Raw genomic sequence first — 18,899 nt, 5'->3', positions numbered from 1 at the left:
GAACACCGATGACCACAACAACCCGGTCCTCCTACTACAGCGCCGGCGAACACCCCCATCCCGAATACGAGTTGAACCGGCTGCGCGAACAGGCTCTGGTGTTCTGGCCCAAGGAGCTGCGCAACCTCCAGCGGCTGGGCCTGCGCCCCGACATGGACGTCCTCGACGCCGGCTCCGGCCCCGGCTTCATCACCGAACAGCTCCTGCAGAACGTGCCCGAGGGCTCGGTCACCGGTCTCGAACTCGACACGGGCTTGTTCGAGCAGTCCCGCTCCTACCTGGCCTCGTACGAGGGCCCGCGGCTGAACCTGGTACGTGGCTCCATCACCGACGCGCCGCTGCCAGACGCACGGTTCGACCTGGCGCTGGCCCGGCTCGTCCTGCAGCACATCGCCGAACCGGCCCAGGCACTGTCCGAACTCGGCCGCGTACTGCGCCCCGGTGGCCGCCTCGTGGTGGCCGACGCCGACGACGCCCTGTGGGGCAGCATTCACCCTGACATCCCCGGGCTCGCCGAGGTCATGGAACTGCGCCGTCGCCACCAGGCCCAGCGTGGCGGCAACCGCTACGTCGGCCGCGCCGTGCCCGCCATGATGCGGGCCGCCGGATTCACCGACATCACCGTCGAAGCCATCGCTGTCACCAGTGACGAGCTGGGCATGGCAGCCCTCGCCGGGCATCTGGATGTGCGTGCGCGCACTGCCCTGATGGTCAAGGAGGGCGTGATTTCCGAGGAGTTGGTGGCCCGCACCGAGAGCGAGGTGACCGCATTCCTAGACGATCCGGTGTCGTCGTTCATGTTGCTGATGTTCCTCTACAGCGGCACCAAGCCGGCCGGTGAGCCCCGATGAGCACCGAAGAACGCGCCCAGGAGTGGGCCGTCGTGGTCAACGACGAGGAGCAGTACTCGGTATGGCCCGCCGACCGGCCCGCCCCCGCGGGCTGGCACGAGACCGGCCGGCACGGCACCCGTGAGGAATGCCTGGAGCACATCGCGCAGGTATGGACCGATATGCGACCACTGAGCCTGCGTAAGAGGCTGGAGGCACAGAAATGACCGCCGAACCCCACGGTACCCTCGTCTACGAAAACCGTGACGAGACAGACGAGATAGCGGACTTCGCTCCGCGCACCCTGGTGGAGGCGCTGCGCACCCGCAGCGGGAAGCAGCCGGACCGGGTGGCCTACACCTTCCTCCTGAACGGTGAGGAACCCGGTGAAGAGCTGACCTACCACGATCTCGACACGGCGGCCCGCGCCCGCGCCGTCGCACTGGAGGAAGCAGGACTCGGCGGGCGCAGCGTCGTCATGCTCCACGGCCCCGGGCTGGAGTTCGTGAAGGCGTTCACCGGGTGTCTGTACGCCAGGACCGCCGGTGCGCCCCTCCAGGCACCGCAGAACACCGCCGGAGTGGAACGGCTGCTGAGCGTCGTCCAGGACACCGGCTGCACCGTCGTGCTTACCGACACCGAGACCCGCGACGACATGCTCGGCCGGTTCCCGGAACACCCCGAACTGACGCGTCTGACCTGGTTCACCACGGACACCGTGGACACCACGGGCGCCGAACGATGGGTCGAACCGGATCTGGACCCAGAGCACACCGCCATGCTGCAGTACACCTCCGGCTCCACCGGACGCCCCAAGGGCGTGATGGTCTCCCACCGCAACTTCTGCGTACAGGCCGCGGAGAACCAGGAGGTCTGGAACGTCAGCGACGACGACATCGCCGTCTCCTGGCTGCCCACCTTCCACGACATGGGGCTGATGTACGGAGTCGTGATGCCGCTGTGGCGTGGCATGCGGGTCTACCTCATGGCTCCTCAAGCATTTGTGCGGCGCCCCCGCCGCTGGCTGGAGGCGATTAGCCGCTACCGAGGCACCCTGTCGGCGGGCCCCAACTTCGCCTATGACATGTGCAGCCGGGTGGCCGACACCGAGGGCACCGACGGCCTGGACCTGTCGAGCTGGCGGATGGCCGTCTGTGGCGCTGAGCCCGTCCGCATGCCCAGCATGGAACGCTTCGCCCGGGCCTACGCACCCGCCCGGTTCGCGTACCGCGCGCTGGCCCCCGGTTATGGGCTGGCCGAGAACACCCTGAAGGTGTCCGCCACCCCCGCCGACCGGGACTATCGCACCCTGTGGGTCTGCGGCACCGCCTTGGCGGCCGGGCGCGTCGAGACGGCCGTACAGGACGCCCCTGGCTCCGTACCCGTGGTCTCCAACGGCCCCCACCAGAGCGGCACGACCGTGCGCATCGTCGACCCGGTCACCCGCCGTGCATGCCCGGACGGCGAGGTCGGCGAGATCTGGGTGCAGGGCGGCAGCGTGGCGAAGGGGTACTGGCGGCGGCCGGTCGAGACCAGGGAGACCTTCCGGGCCCGCATCGCCGACGAGGACAGTGGAGAGTTCCTGCGCACCGGAGACCTCGGCTTCCGCCACGAAGGCGAGCTCTACCCCACCGGGCGCTGGAAGGACCTCATCATCGTCGACGGCCGCAATCTGTACCCCCAGGACATCGAGTACACGGTGGAGAAGTGCCACCCGGCCCTGCATGCCACGTGCGCTGCCGCGTTCGCGGTCGAGCGGGACGGACGGGAGCAACTGGTGGTGCTCGTGGAGACCAACGCCGAGGTGGCCGCCTCAGGCACGGACCTGCCCGCGCTCGTCAGGTCCGCCGTCGGGCGGCGGCACGAGGTGCTGCCCGCAGACATCGTCCTCGTACGCCGCCGCACCCTGCACAAGACGACCAGCGGCAAGATCCGCCGCCGCGCCTGCAAACAGAGCTACCTGGACGGATCGCTCCAGTACGCCCGGTAGCCCCGCGGCACAGCTACAGCGCAGTACGGCACAGCACAGAAAGGACGCATTCCATGGATGCCGACTCCTCCTCCGGCGGCGGCCGGCACGTCTTCCGACCGTGGTCCGCACAGGGCGGCGAGGCACCGCTGACCGTCGCAGGCGCCCAGGGGAGCTGGTTCTGGGACCGCGACGGCAACCGCTATCTCGATCTGGCGTCACAGCTGGTCAATGTGAACCTGGGACACCAGCACCCTCGGCTGCTGGCAGCCATCGCCGAGCAGGCCCGGGAACTGTGCACGATCGGGCCGAACTTCTCCAACGACACCCGCGACCGGCTGGCACTGCTGATCGCCGAACGCGCCCCCGGTGATCTGGACCGCGTCTTCTTCACCAACGCCGGTACCGAGGCGAACGAGCACGCGGTCCGCATGGCCAGGCTGGCCACCGGACGTTCCAAGGTCCTGACCGCCTACCGCTCTTACCACGGCGCGACCGCCGGATCGATCACCCTCACCGGGGACCCGCGACGCTGGCCGAACGAACCCGGTCTGCCGGGCGTCGTGCACTTCTTCGGGCCCTACGCCTACCGCACGGCCTTTCATGCCGAGGACGAACGGCAGGAGTGCGAACGGGCGTTGGGCCACCTGGAGCAGGTCTTCCAGATGGAGGGCCCGCACACGGTCGCCGCCGTGCTGCTGGAGACTGTGGTCGGCACAAATGGCGTACTGGTCCCGCCGGACGGCTACCTCGCGGGCGTGCGCGAACTGTGCGACCGGCATGGCGCACTGCTCATCTGCGACGAGGTCATGGTCGGCTTCGGCCGCATCGGCGAGTGGTTCGCCGTCGACGCATGGCAGGTCGTCCCCGATCTGATCACCTTCGCCAAGGGCGTCAACTCCGGTTACGTGCCCTTGGGCGGCGTGGTGATGTCCGAGCGGGTGGCGGCCGCGTTCGACGACCGGGTCTATCCGGGGGGCCTGACCTACTCCGGGCACCCCCTGGCCTGTGCGCCGGGCATCGCCACCATCGAGGTCTTCGAGGAGACCGGCATGCTGGAGCACGTACGGCGCCTGGGCCGGGAAGTGCTCGGTCCCGGACTGGCGAAGCTGGCGGACAACCACCCCAGCGTCGGCGAGGTCCGCGGCCGCGGCCTGTTCTGGGCGATCGAGCTGGTCCGCGACCGCGCCACCCGGGAGCCCCTGGTGCCGTTCAACGCGTCCGGTGCCGCGGCCGGGCCCATGGCCGCGGTGATGAACTCCTGTGTGGCGGAGGGTGTCTGGCCCATGTGCCAGATGAACCGTATCCACCTCGCACCGCCCCTGGTGATCACCGAGGACGAACTGCGCCGAGGGCTCGACGCCATCGACGCAGCCTTGCGCACCGCCGACACATACGTGACCGCCTAGGGCGTCGTGCCGCGTCGGGGCCGGACAGACCGGCCCCACACCGGAACCTTCACTGATTCCTCCCTCTCATCCCGCCTTCAGGAGGGCGAATTCTCCCCATGAGTGCCTCATTTTCCGGATCCCCGGCCGTCCACGACTGGCTGCGCCGCTACGGCGAGGCACGCCCGCGCGCCGCAGCGCGCGTCATCTGCTTCCCGCACGCCGGCGGCGGTGCCAGCTTCTACCGGAACTGGGCGTCACTGCTCCCCGAGACCTACGACCAACTCACCGTGCAGTACCCGGGCCGCGAGGACCGCATCAGCGAGGAATGCATCGGCGAGATGCCCCGGCTCGCCGATCGGATCGCCGAGGTTCTGCTGCCGCTCACGGACCTGCCACTGATCCTGTTCGGCCACAGCATGGGCGCCTCGGTCGCGTACGAGGTGGCCCGGCGGCTCCAGGAGAAGGGCCGCACCCCCCACCACCTCGTAGCCTCCGGACGGATGTCCCCGACCTGCCAGCGGCCCGGGACGGTCCACCTCTTGGACGACGACGCGTTCCTGAAAGAACTGACGGCGTTCGGCGGCATCAGCGAGGAGTTCCTGCGCCACCCCGAGCTGCGCGATCTCGTACTGCGGCCGATGCGCAACGACTACCGGCTCATCGAGACCTACGAGCCCCAGGACACTCCGCCGCTGGGCTGCCCGGTCACGGCTGTGCGTGGGGGCCAGGACCACGCCCATCCGGAGCACGAGTCCCGCGCCTGGGCCGACGTGGCCGACGGCGACTTCGTGTGCCTCACGCTGCCCGGCGACCACTTCTACCTTGCCTCCAGGGCCTCTGAGTTGATCGATCTGCTGCTGCCGCGCTTCACCGCCCGCCCGCTGCCGCGCCGGACCAGCGCATGAGCGCTGCCGCCCGCGCTGCACCGCCTGCCCCACCACGACGCCCGACCACACCACCGCACGACGAAGGAAGATCCGTGGCACAAACGCAACCGGCCCTCGCCGCCCCGGTCATCAAACGCCGCTCGGCCGGCCGCCCCCTGGTGTCCGTGTCCGAACAGTGGGACGGCACGTCCCTGCCCGCACTGGTCCGCGCCAACCTGCCGGGCGCCGACCTCGCCGCATGGATTGGCCGGAACAAGGACACCGTCGACGACCTGGCGCACCGCGCCGGCGCCGTGCTCTTCCGGGGTTTCGAGGTCCCCGGGGCCGAGGCGTTCCGCGCGGCCATGAGCGCCCTCTCGCCGAGCGTCCTGGACTACGGCGAACGCTCCTCACCGCGCACCGAGGTCAGCGCCGGCGTCTACACCTCCACCGAGCACCCCGCCGACCAGCACATCCTGCTGCACAACGAGCAGTCCTACACGACGAACTGGCCGGTGCGCATCGTCTTCTGCTGTGAACGGGCGGCCACCAGCGGTGGCCGCACCCCCCTCGCCGACTCCCGCAAGGTGCTGGCGCGGCTGAGCGCGGCGACGGTGGAGAAGTTCGAGCGGCTGGGCGTGGCCTACGTCCGCAACTACCTGCCTGGCATCAGCCTTTCCTGGCAGGAGGCGTTCCAGACGAACCGCCGCGAGGACGTCGCGGAATACTGTGCGCGCGCCAACATCAGCGTGGAGTGGGTGACCGAGGACCACCTGCGCACCCGTCAGGTCCGTCCGGCCGTGCGCACCCATCCGGTCACCGGCGAGCGGACGTGGTTCAACCACGCCGTCTTCTTCCACGTCACCTCGCTTCCGGCAGAAGTGACGCGGGGACTGCTCGGCTCGCTGCCCGCGCACGACCTGCCGTACAACACCTACTACGGCGATGGGACGCCCATCGAGGACCACACGCTCGCCGAGATCCGTGCCGCCCTGGACGCCGAGACCCGCTCGTTCGCATGGCAGCCCGGTGACGTCCTCCTGGTGGAGAACATGCTCAGCGCGCACGCCCGCGAGCCCTTCGAGGGACCGCGCCGCATCCTGACCGCCATGGCCGACCCGATCAGCGACTTCGAGACGTACGGGAGCACCGTATGAGCGCGACCACATCTCTCACGCCCGTCGGCGGGCCGGGCCCGCGCCGCCGCCGTGGCGGGGCCGTGGCCGCCACGGAACTGGTGCGCAGCCGCCCGCTGCACGACGAACCGTTCCTGCTGCGGGTGGACGCGGCGGTCAAGGGATTGGAACTGGACCGGTGGATCGCCGACAACCACCAGCGGGTGACGGCGGATCTCGACCGGTACGGCGCCGTCCTCTTCCGCGGCTTCGCCGTCGACGGGCCCCAGGCGTTCGCCCGGGCCGCCCGGGCCGTCTCCGACGACCTCCTGGACTACCTGGAACGTGCCGCGCCCCGTACCGAGGTCGCCGACAAGGTCTTCACCTCCACGGAGTTCAACGAGGACCAGTGGATCCCCTTCCATCACGAGATGTCCTACTCCCACAACTGGCCGAGCCTGCTGTACTTCTACTGCGATGTGCCGTGCGCCGACCGCGGGGCGACACCGGTGGCCAGCGAGCGGGCGGTGGTTCCCCGTATCCCGGCCGAGGTGCGGGAACGGTTCGAGCGGTACGGGGTCCACTACGTACGCAACTACGGGCCCGACCTCGATCTGCCCTGGCAGGAGGTGTTCCAGACCACCGACCGGGCCGAGGTCGAGGCGTACTGCCGGGCCTCGTACACCGAGTTCAGCTGGATCGGCCGAGACGGGCTGCGCACCCGGTCCGTCCGCCAGGCCACCGTCCGCCACCCGCGGACCGGCGACACCACGTGGTTTAACCACGCCCACCTGTTCCATGTCTCCAACCTGCCCGACGAGGTGTCCGGCGCACTGATCTCTGAGTTCGGCTTGGAGGGGCTGCCCCGCAACGCCTATTACGGCGACGGTTCCCCCATCGAGGATGAGGTCGTCGGACTGATCCGCGGCCTGTATCGCGATGCCGCGGTGTCCTTCCCCTGGGAGCGCGGCGACGTCCTCGTCGTCGACAACTTCCTTGCCACGCATGCGCGGGAGCCGTTCTCCGGTGACCGACGCATTCTCGTCGCCATGTCCGACCTGTACGTGAATCGAGGTAACTGATGACCAGCGTCGAGGGCTACCGCCTCTCGCCCGCCCAGCTTCGGCAATGGGAGCGCGGCGGCGACCTCAGCCTGCTAGCGCGGGTACGCCTGGGCAGCGCCGTGGACCGGCACAGACTCGGCAAGGCGCTGGCCACGGTCGTCGGCCGGCACGAGGTGCTGCGACTGCGCCTGCTGCGCTACCCCGGTGTGCGGGTACCACTGCAGGGCATCGACGAGGCCGCGACGGTCGTTCTGGAGGACACCGAGCCGGCTGAGACGGATGACCTCTTCAGCGGCCCGCTCTTCCGGGCCGCCCTGGTCGACTTGCCCGACGGCGGCCAGGAACTGGTCCTGCGCGCCTCCGCCATGCTCACCGACGCCACCGGACTGCGCCTGCTGCTGGACGATCTGGCGGCGGCGTACCAGGGCGACACCCTTGAGGACGACCCCGAACGGCTGCAGTTCCTCGACGTCTCCGAGTGGCTGCTGGAGCAGGCGGATGCCGGGGACGCGGAGTCCACCGGCCCGGCCGACGGGGGCACGGTGATCGAGCGGCTGTCCCTGCCCTTCGGCGACGGGAAACCGGGAGCGGCGACCGCCGTGCTGAGCGCGACATTGGGCGAGGGGGCCACCGAGGCCCTGCACCGCCGCGCCACCGTCCAGGGTGTCCCAGTGGCCTCCCTTGCGCTGGCAGCCTGGGCACTGGCCCTTTCCCGGCACTGCGAAGCGGCGGCCGATGACGCCGTGTTCCTGCTTGGGCTCCACGACGACGGCCGCTCGGTGCCCGGAACCGAGTCGGTGGTCGGGACACTGGCCGGATACGCCAAGGTCGCCCTGCCGCTCCCGCTGCCCGCGGCCCCCAAGAAACTGCTCGATGTGGTCCAGGGCGAGGTCACCCGGGCGCTGGAAACAATCCGTGCCACCGGCCCCGTCCTGGGAGGCGAACTCGCCGCCGGTTTCACAGCCCTCGGACCGCACCACAGGGCACCGCTGCCGGGCCTGCCCGCCACCGACGTGACCGTGGACGGCCCGGAGCCCGTCTCCGCGCTCCACCTGAGCGCCGAGATCTCCCCGTCAAAGACCGCCCTGGAACTGCGCTACGACGCCTCTCGCTACGGCAGCGACGCCGTACAGCGGCTGCTTGACGCCACCGTCACCGTGCTCACGACGCTCCCCGCCGCCTTCGAGGAGGAGCGTGCCCTGAAACTGTGCGGGGACGAGGAAGCGTCTCTGCTGGCGCGATGGGGCACCGGCGCCGAACTCGATGACGGCCCGGAGACCCTAGTCCAGGCGTTCGACGCGGCTCTCACGGCCGGCGGCGCGGCCCCGGCCGTGGTGGCGGCCGACGGCACGGTCTCCTTCGCCGAACTGGACCGGGCCGCGTCCGCCGTCACCGCCACGCTGCTGGCCGCCGGCACCGCCGTCGAGGAGCCGGTGGCCGTCGCCGCCGAGCGGTCCTGGCGCACGGTCGCCGCGATGATTGGTGTGCTGCGGGCTGGCGCTGTCTACGTACCGCTGGATACCGCGGCCCCCGCGGCGCGGCAGACCGCCCTGCTGCGGTCCGTGTCCGCGCGACGAGTGATCACCGGTCAGGCCGGAGCGTTGCCGGAGGAGGTAGCCAAGGAGTTCGAGGTCCTCATCCCGGATCGCATCGCCGCACCGGCGAACGCAGGGCTGCCCAAAGTGAAGCCGCAGCAGGCTGCGTACATCATCTTCACGTCCGGCTCGACCGGTGCGCCGCAGCCCGTAGTAGTGGAGCACGGCTCGGTGGCGCACCTGTACCGGGCGCTGAAGCAGACGGTGTATGCCGGCACCGAGGCGCGACTTCGGGTCGCGGTCAACGCCCCACTGACCTTCGACGCCTCCGTCAAGCAGCTCGTCCAGCTCGCAGGGGGGCACACCTTGTGCCTGATTCCGGAGGAGACCCGCTACAACGGCGGTGAGCTGCTGGCGTACCTCGCCGCGCAGCGTGTTGACGTGTTCGACTGCACGCCCTCCCACCTCCGTGTGGTCCTAGCGGCTGCGCAGGACACGGCCGCGACGCTGCCCGCCGTCCTCCTAGTCGGCGGCGAGGCGATCGACCAGTCGCTCTGGGACACCTTGGCTGCCCTTGAAGGGGTACGGGCCTTCAACGTCTACGGCCCGACAGAGTGCACCGTGGACGCGACGGTCGCAGAGATCACCGAGGGAAACGGGCCCATGATCGGCGGTCCTCTGCCCGGTACCGACGTCATGGTGCTCGACCAGGACCTGTTTCCGGTGCCAGCGGGCTGCGCGGGTGAACTGTGCATCGCTGGACCGCAGGTGGCCCGCGGTTACCTCGGGAACGCCGACGCCACCGCGCAGCGCTTCGTGACCGCCGGGACCCTGCCGGGCGGCGAGCGACGCGTCTACCGCACCGGCGACCGGGTGCGCTTTCGGGCCGACGGCACCCTCGCGTATCTCGGGCGGACGGACGACCAGGTCAAGCTCCGTGGCTACCGCGTCGAGCCCGGCGAGGTACAGGCGGTCCTCGGCACCCACCCGGCCGTCGGACAGGCCCTGGTGGTGGCGCGCAAGGACGAGGACGGTGCCGGGCTGACCGGTTACGCCACTCCTGTCGCCGGCGCGGCCGGACTCGACCTCGGCCGTGTCTCGGGGGTCAACCCCCATGAGACCCGCTACCTCTACGACGAGATCTTCCTGCAGCGCACGTACCTCCGCGGAGACACGGTGCTGCGGGAGGACGCCGTGGTGCTCGATGTCGGGGCGAACATCGGGATGTTCTCGCTGTACGTCCACCAGCTGTGCCCCAGCGCTTCCCTCTACGCCTTCGAGCCGCTGGCGCCGGTGTACGGACACCTGCGGGACAACATCGGGCGCTTCGGGGTGCCAGCGAAGACCTTCCCCCACGGCCTGGGAGCCACGGAGGAAGAGCTGTCGTTCACCTACTACCCGGGCTACTCCATGATGTCCGGCGTCAGCGCGTACGCCGACGCGGCCTCCGAGGTCGAGGTCATCAAGCGCTACCTGGCCAACGAGCGGCAGCAGGGGCTGCAAGACCGTGATCAGCTCCTGGACCGGGCGGACGAGCTGCTGGCGGAACGGTTCCGGGAAGAGGAGCTGCACAATCGGATACGCAGACTGTCCGACGTCATCACGGAGGAGGGCCTCACCCGAGTCGATCTGCTCAAGATCGATGTGCAGCGGGCGGAACTGGACGTGCTCCGAGGTATCGACGACCACCACTGGAGCATGGTGCAGCAGGTCATCATGGAGGTCCACGACGGCGCCGGTACCACCACCGAAGGACGCCTCGCCGAGATCGTCGCGATCCTCAAGGCGCGGGGCTTCGCCGTCACCGCCGAGCAGGACGGCCTCCTCGAAGGCACCGACCGGCACTCGCTGTACGCGGTGCGCCCCGAGTACGCCGACGATCCGCGCCCCGTGCTCGCCGATGCCCGCACTCCGGCCCCCGCGGACGGTGACGCGCTGCGTGAATGGCTGACCGAGCGACTGCCGGCCCACCTCGTCCCCGGGGCCGTCGTCGTTCTCGACACCTTCCCGCTGACCCGCAACGGCAAGGTCGACCGTGCCGCGCTGCCGGAGCCCGTCGAACGGGACCGTGCGGCGGGTGAGGTGGTACTGCCCGCCAATCGTGCCGAGGAGGTGCTGGCCGAAGTGTGGCGGGAGGCCCTCGCGGTGGAGCGGGTGAGCGTCTCGGATGACTTCTTCCGCCTCGGCGGGGACTCGATCCGCGCGATCCAGGTGCAGGTGGCGGCCGGCCGGCGCGGGCTCACCGTTCAGCTGCGCGACATCTTCCGGTGTCCGACGATCCGTGAACTGGCCGCCGCAGAGGGCACCGTACTGATGGAGGGCGCGGCGGCTCGCTGACCGGTTCATCCAAGCGGTCGGCGGAGCGGCCGGTGGGGGCAGTTGATCCCACCGGCCGCTCGCGTGCTCCCGCGCGATCACGGGGGGAGGCGCGTCGGGAGCAAGGCGGGGCGGTGGCGGAGCGGCACGGTACCGTAGCGGCCTCTACGGCCGCCGTGCGTACGCTTCCACGCCACCGCCCGGCCAGCCGGCTCGGTGTGCGGTATACGGGGATGGCACACCGGCCGGCGTCGGAGGCCCGCCGGTCCGGCGGGCGGTTCAACTGGAGAGCGATGCGGCCTGTGCTGGATCTTGTGAGGCGTCACTCTCCACGCACGGCGTGCTCTTTTTGCCCTTCGAACCTGGGATAAGGAACAGTGCGACCACAGCACCGAGCAGGGCGGTCGCCGCGCACACCCCCAAGGACCAGGTCATACCGTGGCCGAAGGCGTCTCGGGCCGCCCCGAGGACGGAACGAGCCTGTGCCGCGGGCATGGCGTGTGCGGCTTCGGTCGCCTCACCCAGGGAGTGCCGAACGGCTGCCGGCACCGTGCCGGGCAGTGCGTGCCCATACGCCAGCGCCAGCACGCTGCCGATGACGGCCACGCCGAAGGCCGAACCCAGTTCCTGCACCGTGTCGTTCATGGCGGACAACCGTCCCGAGCTCTCCGCGGGGCCGGCGCTCATGAGGACGTCGTTGACGGGAGCCACGGCGAGGCCCATGCCGAGTCCGAGCAGCACCAGGCCCACTGCGACCGGCGGATAACCTGCGCCGGGGGCGAAGAAGGCCAGTACGCCCAGGCCGATGGCCATCGTGGTCAGGCCGAGCGTAATGGTGAGGCGGGCACCGATCGCCTTCGCGAGGGCGGGCGAGAGCGGGGAGGCCACGACAACGACGACGGCGAGGGGCACAGTGGCCAAACCTGCGGACATGGGAGACAGCCCCAGCACCAGTTGGAGCTGCTGTGTGACCACAAAGGATCCCCCTATAAGGGAGAACATCAAGAAGGCCATGGTGCTGCTGGCGCCCAGGAACTGACGCGAGAACATCAGTCGCAGGTCGAGCATGGGCTCCTTGGCACGCACTTGGTGCAGGAAGAAGATTGCCAGCACCACCAGCCCGCCGATCAATGCGGTGAGCACCACACCGGAGCTCCAGCCGCGGGCCGGCGCGGAGATGACCCCGAAGAGAACGGCGCCCATAGCGACGCTGGACAGGATGGTGCCCGGGATGTCAGCTCGGCGTGCGACCGGGTCCGAGGACTCCGGCACGATCGCGCCGACGCCGACGAGAGCCAACACGACGACCGGAACGTTCAGGACGAAGGCGGCGCCCCACCAGAAGTGCTCCAGAAGTACGCCTCCGAGCAGCGGGCCGAGCACCATGCCCAGGGCGGTGAACGCCCCCCAGCGGCCGATCGCGGTGGCACGCTCCTCCTCGGAGAAGACATGGACGAGGATCGACAAGGTGCCCGGCATGAAGAACGCCCCTCCGGCGCCCATCAGCCCGCGCGCGGCGATGACCTGCCACGGCTCTTGGGCGAATGCGCCCAGCGCGGAAGCCACACCGAAGAGGGCCAGGCCGAACATGAGCATCTTCTTGCGGCCGTACCGGTCCGAGAGGCTTCCGGCCATGAGTAGTACGCCCGCCAGCCCCAGCGTGTATGCGTCGACCATCCACTGGAGTTGATCCATGCTCGCGCTCAGCGCACGGCTCATGGTCGGCAGGGCGACATTGAGCACGGTGGTGTCGATCGACACCACGAACACAGCAAGGCACATCACCCCCAAGATGGCCCACCGGCGCGGATGACCCCGATCCATGACTACCCCCTCCGGTACGACGTTCCATTGACGGTACACTGTACGACTCTCGGGCACTGTACCCTAGGTGGCGCTCCGGCAGCAAACACCACACGGGCCCACGGAGGGGCATTGATGGACGGCAGGACCAAAGTCAGCGCGGCCTGGGTGGCGGACAAGCCGCCCCGCAGGCAACAGCCGCTCTCCCGCGAGCAGATCGTGCGCGGAGCGGTGACTTACCTCGAACAGCACGGGCTTGAGGACCTGAGCATGCGCAAGCTCGCCTCCCACCTGGGCACGGCGGCGACCTCGCTGTACTGGCACGTGGCCACCAAGGACCAGTTGCTCGACCTGGTGCTGGACGAGATCTTCGGCGAGGTGAGCCTGCCGGAGGAAGAGGGGGAGGCGCTGGCGGACCTGCGCCGGGTGTTGCACGAGGTGCGCCGGGTTCTCAGCCGTTACCCGGAGGCCGCGCGACTGGCGGCGAGCCGGCCGACTCTGGGGCCGCGTGCGCTACGCGTGGTCGAGTACACCCTCGGGGCGTTTCTGCGGTGGGGCTACCCGGAAGAGTCCATCGCCTACGCGTACAATCTCGTCGCGAATTACACCATCGGCGGCGTGCTGGTGGAGCTCTCCCGGCAGCGGGTGGCCGGGGCGGACAGCACGACTGACGGTGTCTCCGAAGACGCCGACACGATGCGTGAGTTCGTGGAATCACTGCCGAGTGAGGAGTTCCCGAACTTCGTCCGACTCAGCGGCCTGCTCGTCAAGGCGAACGACGACGAGAGCTTCGAGTTCGGGCTCGACCGTTTGCTGGCCGGTATCAGTAACGATCTAGCGAAGTGACACCTGCGGTGTCCCGGCCCTCGCCGAGGCGACCAGCCATGAGACGCTGGTGCCCGGCGAGCCGACACACCGCAGGACACCAGTGGTCGGAATGGTCGGAGATTAGCCGTGCGCTCGACCGGCTATCCGCCGCAGCGCCTCACCGATCTCCTGGCGGGACACGTCCCGGTGCGTGACGAACCGGACGCAGCCGTCCATCGACGACGCCAGCACCCCCGCTTCCCGTAGCCGACCGAGCCACTGGTGGAGGTCGTCCACCTCCGCCAGCACGATGTTCGTGTGAGGCTCGCGTACCTTCCAGCCGAGTTCCGCCAGGCCAGTGGCCAGTTGGCGCGCGGCGTCATGGTCCTCGTACAACCGATCCAGCCGGTCGAGGGCCACCAGCCCCGCCGCCGCCAGGACACCGCCTTGGCGCACACCTCCACCGAGCATCTTCCGTACCCGCCGCGCTTCCTCAACGAACGCGCGGGAGCCAGCCACCAGCGAACCGACAGGCGCTCCGAGTCCCTTGCTGAGGCACGCCTGCACACTGTCCACGCCGACGGTCAGCTCGGACGGCTTGACCCCGAGCGCCGCCGCGGCGTTCCAGATCCGCGCACCATCCAGATGTACCCGTAGATCCGCAGCCCGAGCCGCTGCGACGAGGGCTGCCTGCTCCTCGGGCCCGGTGACCGCGCCACCAGCGGCGTTGTGGGTGTTCTCTAGACAGAGCAACGGCGTGCGGAGCCGGTAATATGGGCCGTTGGTGCCCGCAGCCTTCGTCACAGCCTCCGGCGACGGGCGCCCCGGCGCAGCGTCCCAGGGCAGCGGCTCCGGTATGCCTCCCGCCAGCCAGGCGGCGGCGCCCAGTTCATTGTCCAGCACATGGGCCGCGCGGGTGGCCAGGAATCGGTCCCCCCGCTGCAGATGCAGCATCAGCGCGATGGTATTGCCCATACAGCCGCTCGGAACCCACAAGGCGGATTCCATACCGAGTAGTTGCGCCACCCGCTCCTCAAGCTCACGCATAGTGGGGTCGCCGTCGAGGACGTCGTCACCCACTTCCGCGGCGGCCATGGCCGCGCGCATCTCGGCATCAGGGCGGGTGACGGTGTCGGACCGTAGGTCAATAGGTCGTGATTCGTTCATGGGCACCAGCACAACACGACCCGGCATCCGAGTGGTGGATCAACGCGCCTGTCTGGGTGGGACGTTGGTCGCGGTCAGGTTGCCAGATCGTCATCTCCAGGGCGTCCAGTGCGAAGACGGTCTCCTTGACGGTGGCCGCCGACCAGCCCACGATCCGACGGGAGAAGGTGTCCCACGACGAACTCGACGTAGACGATCGCCGACCAGGTCTTCACGTGGGTGAAGTCCGCCACACAACACCGGCTGGAGGCCGCAGCGACGAAGTCGCGGTCGAGACGGTCGGGAGCTCGCTCGACCTGCCCGCCGGAGCGTGGTGATCATACCCTTCCCGCGGACCGCCCGCCCCTGCCCGACTTGCCTTGAAGCCCGCCCGTTCGGCGCTCAGGGCCACTTCCGTCGCAGCTGGCCCAGGAGCCTCCTGTGCGCAATGGCATCGAAGAGCCGCTGCGTTCACCTGGTCAAAAAGACCAGACAGGTGGTGGGCGCCATGAGAAATACGGCGATTCGCGCGCGTCACGTCTGGGAGACGCGGCGTGTCGGAAGAGGGCTGAGCGCGGGGCGGCGCGCCAGCCGTTCCCGCTCAACCCAAGGAGCGGACATCAGGGAACTGATCGGCGAACTCGGCACCGTGCTGACACAGGCGGTACAGGACAACCGCCCACGAACAGATATGCATCCGCCGAACGGACAAACCGTCCTGCGGGCAGGGCGCATTCCTCACCTGGTATGCCTTCGCGCTGGAGTACCTGCGGATGCGCTGGCCGCAGATTGCGGCCAAGTCCCGGGACGAGACCAACGACGCCTTGTGCGCGATCACGCTGGCGATGTTGCGGGACGCGCGGGGCCGCCCTGACGAGCGGCTGCTGCGGCGTGCGCTGCGGGACTGGGCTTTCGTGGTGCCTCAGCTTGATCAACGCCGGGTTCCTGGCGAGGTGCAGCTGGCGCTGCGCTGGGTGGCCGCTTCCTCTCGCCCGTTGACCGACCTACTCGATCCCGCCGTGATGCGGGCTGTGCTGGAGGCTCTGCGCCTGAAACAGGACGGCACGGCCCGCGGCTGCCGAGACCCAGCGCCACAAGCACAAGGTCCTGGTCAACGCTGTGCACTACGCCATCGAGCAGTGTGATCTCCCCGCGGACCCGCTGGCCCCGATCAACTGGCGCGTGGCCGAGACCGTCCAGCAGGTCGACCCGCGAGTGGTCGCCAATCCCACCCAAGCCCGTTCCCTGCTGTGCGCGGTCTCCTACGTCGGCGGCTACCAGCGCGCACGCGGACGACGGCTCGTGGGACTGTTCGCCAACGAACTCTGCCCACTGTGCGGGATCAGCAAGGTGACGACCATTGACCACCAGCTCCTCAAGGGCAGGTACCCGCTTCTCGCGGTCGTCCCGGTCAATCTCGTGCCCGCCTGCCGGGACTGCAACACCGGCAAGGGCGAGGAAGCGCCGGCCACTGCGGAGGACCAGCCCCTCCACCCGTACTACGACGACCTCTTCCACGTTCCCTAGCTGGCCGCCCGCCTCATCAAAAAGACCGGCTCGAAGCCGATGACAGCACGGTTCTACATCAGCGCGCCTGACGACTGGGACCCGACGCTCGTCGCCCGGCTCGAAACCCACCTGCGCGTGTTCGACCTCGACGGACGCTACCGCCTCCAGGTCGCGAACCACCTCTCCACGCTCTTCCACATGTTCACCGGCCGACCCCGCAGCGGCATAGCGGACCACCTCGCCCGAAGCGCTGAGGGCTGGACGAAGACGAACCCGAACAGCTGGGAGAGCGCTCTGTACCGGACCCTGGCCGCCGACACCTGGTACATCAACGGTGGCTGGAAGGAAGCCTCACCGCCACACCTCTAGGCGAGCCCGCGCGGCACCGAGGCTGGCAGCGTCCTCATCGAGGTCGCCGTGCACACGTCATGGACACCGCGGAGCCCCAGGCCGATGGATGCTCGGAAGGGCCCAGGAGGGGGCCGTGGCAGCGAGCAGCCTCGATCGGCCGCCCGGCCCCGTATACCAGTGGATCCCCGGTTACCGAAACCGGGGATCCACCCCCATCGTTAGAGATCCACCGCCATTCCCTGACCGATACGTCGAAGGGGCAACACACGACGACAACCCCCAACTTCAACTGTGCTTCCTGGCCGTCCACGACCAGGAGCCTCGCGAGCCCCCTACGCCGCGGCGTAGCTGAGGCGGAACAGGTCCTGGGCACGCTCCAGGTCCCGCTCGGTGCGCAGCTGCACCTCCAGGTCGCCCGTGCCGTGGTGGCCGAGCCCCGTGACATCCCGGGTGAATCCGGGGATGAGGTCGACCTTCTTCGGGTCGGCCTTGAGGTAGACGAGCAGCTTGCTTTTCTGCGGCGGGCAGACGCAGGCGAAGTTCCGCAGGCGCTGGTAGGCCGCGTACTGCTTGCGCTGGACGCGGGTGATGCCGTCCCCGAGGCCGAGCAGCACCTCGTCGGCCGCCTCGGCCAGCTCCGCCATCGCTCCGCCCTGCCTGCGGACAGGCGGCAGCCCGGCCGCGCGCCGGCGCACCCGCTTGGCCGTGGCCGAGTGCCCCGTGACGGAGGCGACGGTCTCAAGGCCGATGTGGTCATTGCCGAAAAAGCGGTAGCGGACCAGGTCGATGCTGCGCCGGTGCTCGCGCACGGCGTGGGCGTCGTAGCGGGTGAAGTCGCCGGCGATGCAGATCAGCCGGGGTGCGCTCCACAGGACCTGGGACGCGACCGCAGCCCCGAGCCGGTCGCGGACCAGGTTCCGGAAGGCGTCCTTGTGCGCCATGAGCCACGCCATGTAGTACAGGCCCTGGTTGATCACACCCGCGTCGGTGCCGCGCTTGTACTCGACGATGACCGGTGCGTTGTTCTCGTCGAGCCCCAGCGAGTCGATCCGCCCGCCGTCAACGCAGTCGATGACGTACTCGCTCGCCAGGAACCGCACCCCTAGCATCGTCTGCATGTGCGCCTCGATGAGGTCCTGTACATCCGCCTCGACCTCAGCAAGATGCGGCGTGACCTCAGTCACACCGCTCTTCGTCGTGTGGAACAGCTTCAGCCCCGACACCTTCCCCTCCTCGGTTGCAGGACCTGCAACGCCCGGGGAGGGGAAGATTGTTTCCGCCCGCTCCTTAGAAGTGTGAAGGATGTGTGAGAAGCTGCGTCCTGTATCCGGGGGGACGCCCGTACCCCCGGAGCCACGGGGGATCTACGATTCCCCCATGCGTCCCCCGCGACCCGGGGGACAGCGCTAGGAAGCTGCGTTTACGCAGGTCAGCCCCCGTAGCTCAGTGGATAGAGCACGTGCCTTCTAAGCGCTTGGCCGCAGGTTCGAGTCCTGCCGGGGGCGCTCCGCTTTCTTCACGCCTCTCCCCGTCCGGGGAGGGGCGTTTTTCGCTGGTCGAGGGGGTGCCAAGGGTGGGGTTCGTCGAGGTCCCGGAGGTGGGCGGCGGCTCGGGGACGATCGGGTCGCACGGGGGACGGACTGGGTGACGCGCGTCGGGGCGTTGCGGCAGTGGGCGAAGGGCGGGGAACGGGCGCCGCACAAGCCGCTGTTGTTGCTGTACGCGCTGGGGCGGTTCCAGCGGGACGGGGGCGGGGGGCTGCCGTACTCCGAGGTCGAGGCGGATCCGAAGCGGCTGTCGGCGGATTTCGGGCCGAACCGGAGGACCACGCCCGCCTATCCGTTCCACCACCTCGTCGGCAACGGGGTGTGGGAGGTGCGCACCGACGCCGGCCCCGGCGGTCCGGGGGCGGCCGTCGGGGCGTTGCGCGGCAGCGGGGCGGTCGGGCGGCTCGCGCCGGGGCTGCGGGAGGCCCTGCGCAGGGAGCCCGAGCTGCTCGGGCGGCCGGCGCGGGTGCGCTGACCGCGGACCGCCGGATCGTGGTCTCGGGGCGGTTCGCGGGGCGTGGTGAGGCCGCCCGGCGGCAGGTGCTGGATCTGCGGGGGCGGGCGCTGCTCGGGCCGCGGGCGGGGGAGGCCGTGGTGGCCGGGGAGCACATCGGGTGGCATGCGCGGCAGGTGTTCCGGGGGGGAGTGAG

The 18,899-nt window shown here is 69.5% G+C and carries 15 protein-coding genes, 1 tRNA gene and 1 pseudogene; 14 read left to right on the top strand and 3 right to left on the bottom strand.

Going from position 1 to position 18,899, the window contains the following annotated elements:
• Positions 1–8: 8 nt before the first annotated feature.
• From AC230_RS29820 to AC230_RS29785, 8 genes are all read left to right on the top strand, one after another.
• Positions 9–851: a methyltransferase domain-containing protein gene (locus tag AC230_RS29820; RefSeq protein ID WP_049719424.1), complete on the top strand. Its 843-nt coding sequence runs from the start codon at positions 9–11 to the stop codon at positions 849–851.
• Positions 848–1,057 carry an MbtH family protein gene (locus AC230_RS29815; protein ID WP_049719423.1) on the top strand — a complete coding sequence of 70 codons (210 nt, stop codon included), beginning with the start codon at positions 848–850 and terminating at the stop codon, positions 1,055–1,057. Before AC230_RS29820 ends, AC230_RS29815 begins: the two co-directional genes overlap by 4 nt.
• Positions 1,054–2,820 (top strand): fatty acyl-AMP ligase, encoded by a 1,767-nt coding sequence (locus AC230_RS29810; RefSeq protein ID WP_078871671.1) that lies wholly within the window; start codon positions 1,054–1,056, stop codon positions 2,818–2,820. The genes AC230_RS29815 and AC230_RS29810 overlap by 4 nt, the downstream gene beginning before the upstream one ends.
• A gap of 53 nt (positions 2,821–2,873) precedes the next feature.
• On the top strand, positions 2,874–4,208 hold the full coding sequence (locus tag AC230_RS29805; protein ID WP_049719422.1) for an aspartate aminotransferase family protein: 1,335 nt from the start codon (positions 2,874–2,876) through the stop codon (positions 4,206–4,208).
• Between the two features lie 98 nt (positions 4,209–4,306).
• Positions 4,307–5,095 carry a thioesterase II family protein gene (locus AC230_RS29800; RefSeq protein ID WP_053161426.1) on the top strand — a complete coding sequence of 263 codons (789 nt, stop codon included), beginning with the start codon at positions 4,307–4,309 and terminating at the stop codon, positions 5,093–5,095.
• Positions 5,096–5,169: 74 nt separating this feature from the next.
• On the top strand, positions 5,170–6,213 hold the full coding sequence (locus AC230_RS29795) for a TauD/TfdA family dioxygenase (RefSeq protein WP_049719421.1): 1,044 nt from the start codon (positions 5,170–5,172) through the stop codon (positions 6,211–6,213).
• Positions 6,210–7,253 carry a TauD/TfdA family dioxygenase gene (locus tag AC230_RS29790; protein WP_049719420.1) on the top strand — a complete coding sequence of 348 codons (1,044 nt, stop codon included), beginning with the start codon at positions 6,210–6,212 and terminating at the stop codon, positions 7,251–7,253. The genes AC230_RS29795 and AC230_RS29790 overlap by 4 nt, the downstream gene beginning before the upstream one ends.
• The gene (locus tag AC230_RS29785; protein WP_049719419.1) at positions 7,253–11,107 is read left to right on the top strand and encodes a non-ribosomal peptide synthetase; all 3,855 of its coding nucleotides are present in this window, start codon (positions 7,253–7,255) and stop codon (positions 11,105–11,107) included. Before AC230_RS29790 ends, AC230_RS29785 begins: the two co-directional genes overlap by 1 nt.
• Before the next feature lie 258 nt (positions 11,108–11,365).
• On the opposite strand, the gene AC230_RS29780 is transcribed toward AC230_RS29785, so the two are convergent.
• Positions 11,366–12,868: an MFS transporter gene (locus tag AC230_RS29780; protein WP_157868688.1), complete on the bottom strand. Its 1,503-nt coding sequence runs from the start codon at positions 12,866–12,868 to the stop codon at positions 11,366–11,368.
• Positions 12,869–13,024: 156 nt separating this feature from the next.
• On the opposite strand from AC230_RS29780, the gene AC230_RS30500 reads away from it, so the two are divergent.
• Positions 13,025–13,735 carry a TetR/AcrR family transcriptional regulator C-terminal domain-containing protein gene (locus tag AC230_RS30500; RefSeq protein ID WP_053161423.1) on the top strand — a complete coding sequence of 237 codons (711 nt, stop codon included), beginning with the start codon at positions 13,025–13,027 and terminating at the stop codon, positions 13,733–13,735.
• 102 nt (positions 13,736–13,837) lie between these two features.
• Here AC230_RS30500 and AC230_RS29770 read toward each other — a convergent pair whose 3' ends face one another.
• Positions 13,838–14,863 (bottom strand): threonine aldolase family protein, encoded by a 1,026-nt coding sequence (locus AC230_RS29770; protein WP_078871697.1) that lies wholly within the window; start codon positions 14,861–14,863, stop codon positions 13,838–13,840.
• Positions 14,864–15,615: 752 nt separating this feature from the next.
• Here AC230_RS29770 and AC230_RS33220 point away from each other — a divergent pair.
• Genes AC230_RS33220 through AC230_RS30490 form a run of 3 tightly spaced genes read left to right on the top strand, consistent with a single transcriptional unit; the run spans position 15,616 to position 16,720 of the window.
• Complete coding sequence (locus AC230_RS33220) at positions 15,616–15,987, top strand: hypothetical protein (protein WP_198535634.1); 372 nt, start codon at positions 15,616–15,618, stop codon at positions 15,985–15,987.
• Positions 15,962–16,369 carry an HNH endonuclease gene (locus AC230_RS33215; protein WP_053161421.1) on the top strand — a complete coding sequence of 136 codons (408 nt, stop codon included), beginning with the start codon at positions 15,962–15,964 and terminating at the stop codon, positions 16,367–16,369. Before AC230_RS33220 ends, AC230_RS33215 begins: the two co-directional genes overlap by 26 nt.
• A 39-nt stretch (positions 16,370–16,408) precedes the next feature.
• On the top strand, positions 16,409–16,720 hold the full coding sequence (locus AC230_RS30490; protein ID WP_053161419.1) for a hypothetical protein: 312 nt from the start codon (positions 16,409–16,411) through the stop codon (positions 16,718–16,720).
• Positions 16,721–17,034: 314 nt separating this feature from the next.
• Here AC230_RS30490 and AC230_RS29755 read toward each other — a convergent pair whose 3' ends face one another.
• Positions 17,035–17,925 (bottom strand): endonuclease NucS domain-containing protein, encoded by an 891-nt coding sequence (locus AC230_RS29755; protein WP_049719417.1) that lies wholly within the window; start codon positions 17,923–17,925, stop codon positions 17,035–17,037.
• 209 nt (positions 17,926–18,134) lie between these two features.
• Between AC230_RS29755 and AC230_RS29750 the strand changes: the two genes are divergently transcribed.
• Both AC230_RS29750 and AC230_RS29745 read left to right on the top strand, forming a co-directional pair.
• Positions 18,135–18,207: transfer RNA gene (locus tag AC230_RS29750), tRNA-Arg, on the top strand.
• A 139-nt stretch (positions 18,208–18,346) separates the two neighbouring features.
• Positions 18,347–18,891: pseudogene (locus AC230_RS29745) on the top strand (phosphorothioated DNA-binding restriction endonuclease family protein); the annotation flags it as partial.
• Positions 18,892–18,899 lie beyond the last annotated feature (8 nt).

The organism is Streptomyces caatingaensis (assembly GCF_001187435.1).
GTDB lineage: Bacteria > Actinomycetota > Actinomycetes > Streptomycetales > Streptomycetaceae > Streptomyces > Streptomyces caatingaensis.
Note: the sequence above shows the minus strand (reverse complement) of the source record. Positions and strands in the feature narration are given on the sequence as shown.

Excerpts from the sequence above, each read along its gene's own strand:
- AC230_RS29785 (WP_049719419.1), top strand. The coding sequence starts at position 7,253 with ATGACCAGCGTCGAGGGCTACCGCCTCTCGCCCGCCCAGCTTCGGCAA.
- AC230_RS29790 (WP_049719420.1), top strand. The coding sequence starts at position 6,210 with ATGAGCGCGACCACATCTCTCACGCCCGTCGGCGGGCCGGGCCCGCGC.
- AC230_RS29805 (WP_049719422.1), top strand. The coding sequence starts at position 2,874 with ATGGATGCCGACTCCTCCTCCGGCGGCGGCCGGCACGTCTTCCGACCG.
- AC230_RS29815 (WP_049719423.1), top strand. The coding sequence starts at position 848 with ATGAGCACCGAAGAACGCGCCCAGGAGTGGGCCGTCGTGGTCAACGAC.
- AC230_RS29770 (WP_078871697.1), bottom strand. The coding sequence starts at position 14,863 with ATGAACGAATCACGACCTATTGACCTACGGTCCGACACCGTCACCCGC.
- AC230_RS29800 (WP_053161426.1), top strand. The coding sequence starts at position 4,307 with ATGAGTGCCTCATTTTCCGGATCCCCGGCCGTCCACGACTGGCTGCGC.
- AC230_RS30500 (WP_053161423.1), top strand. The coding sequence starts at position 13,025 with ATGGACGGCAGGACCAAAGTCAGCGCGGCCTGGGTGGCGGACAAGCCG.
- AC230_RS29820 (WP_049719424.1), top strand. The coding sequence starts at position 9 with ATGACCACAACAACCCGGTCCTCCTACTACAGCGCCGGCGAACACCCC.
- AC230_RS29780 (WP_157868688.1), bottom strand. The coding sequence starts at position 12,868 with ATGTGCCTTGCTGTGTTCGTGGTGTCGATCGACACCACCGTGCTCAAT.
- AC230_RS33220 (WP_198535634.1), top strand. The coding sequence starts at position 15,616 with ATGCGCTGGCCGCAGATTGCGGCCAAGTCCCGGGACGAGACCAACGAC.
- AC230_RS30490 (WP_053161419.1), top strand. The coding sequence starts at position 16,409 with ATGACAGCACGGTTCTACATCAGCGCGCCTGACGACTGGGACCCGACG.
- AC230_RS29810 (WP_078871671.1), top strand. The coding sequence starts at position 1,054 with ATGACCGCCGAACCCCACGGTACCCTCGTCTACGAAAACCGTGACGAG.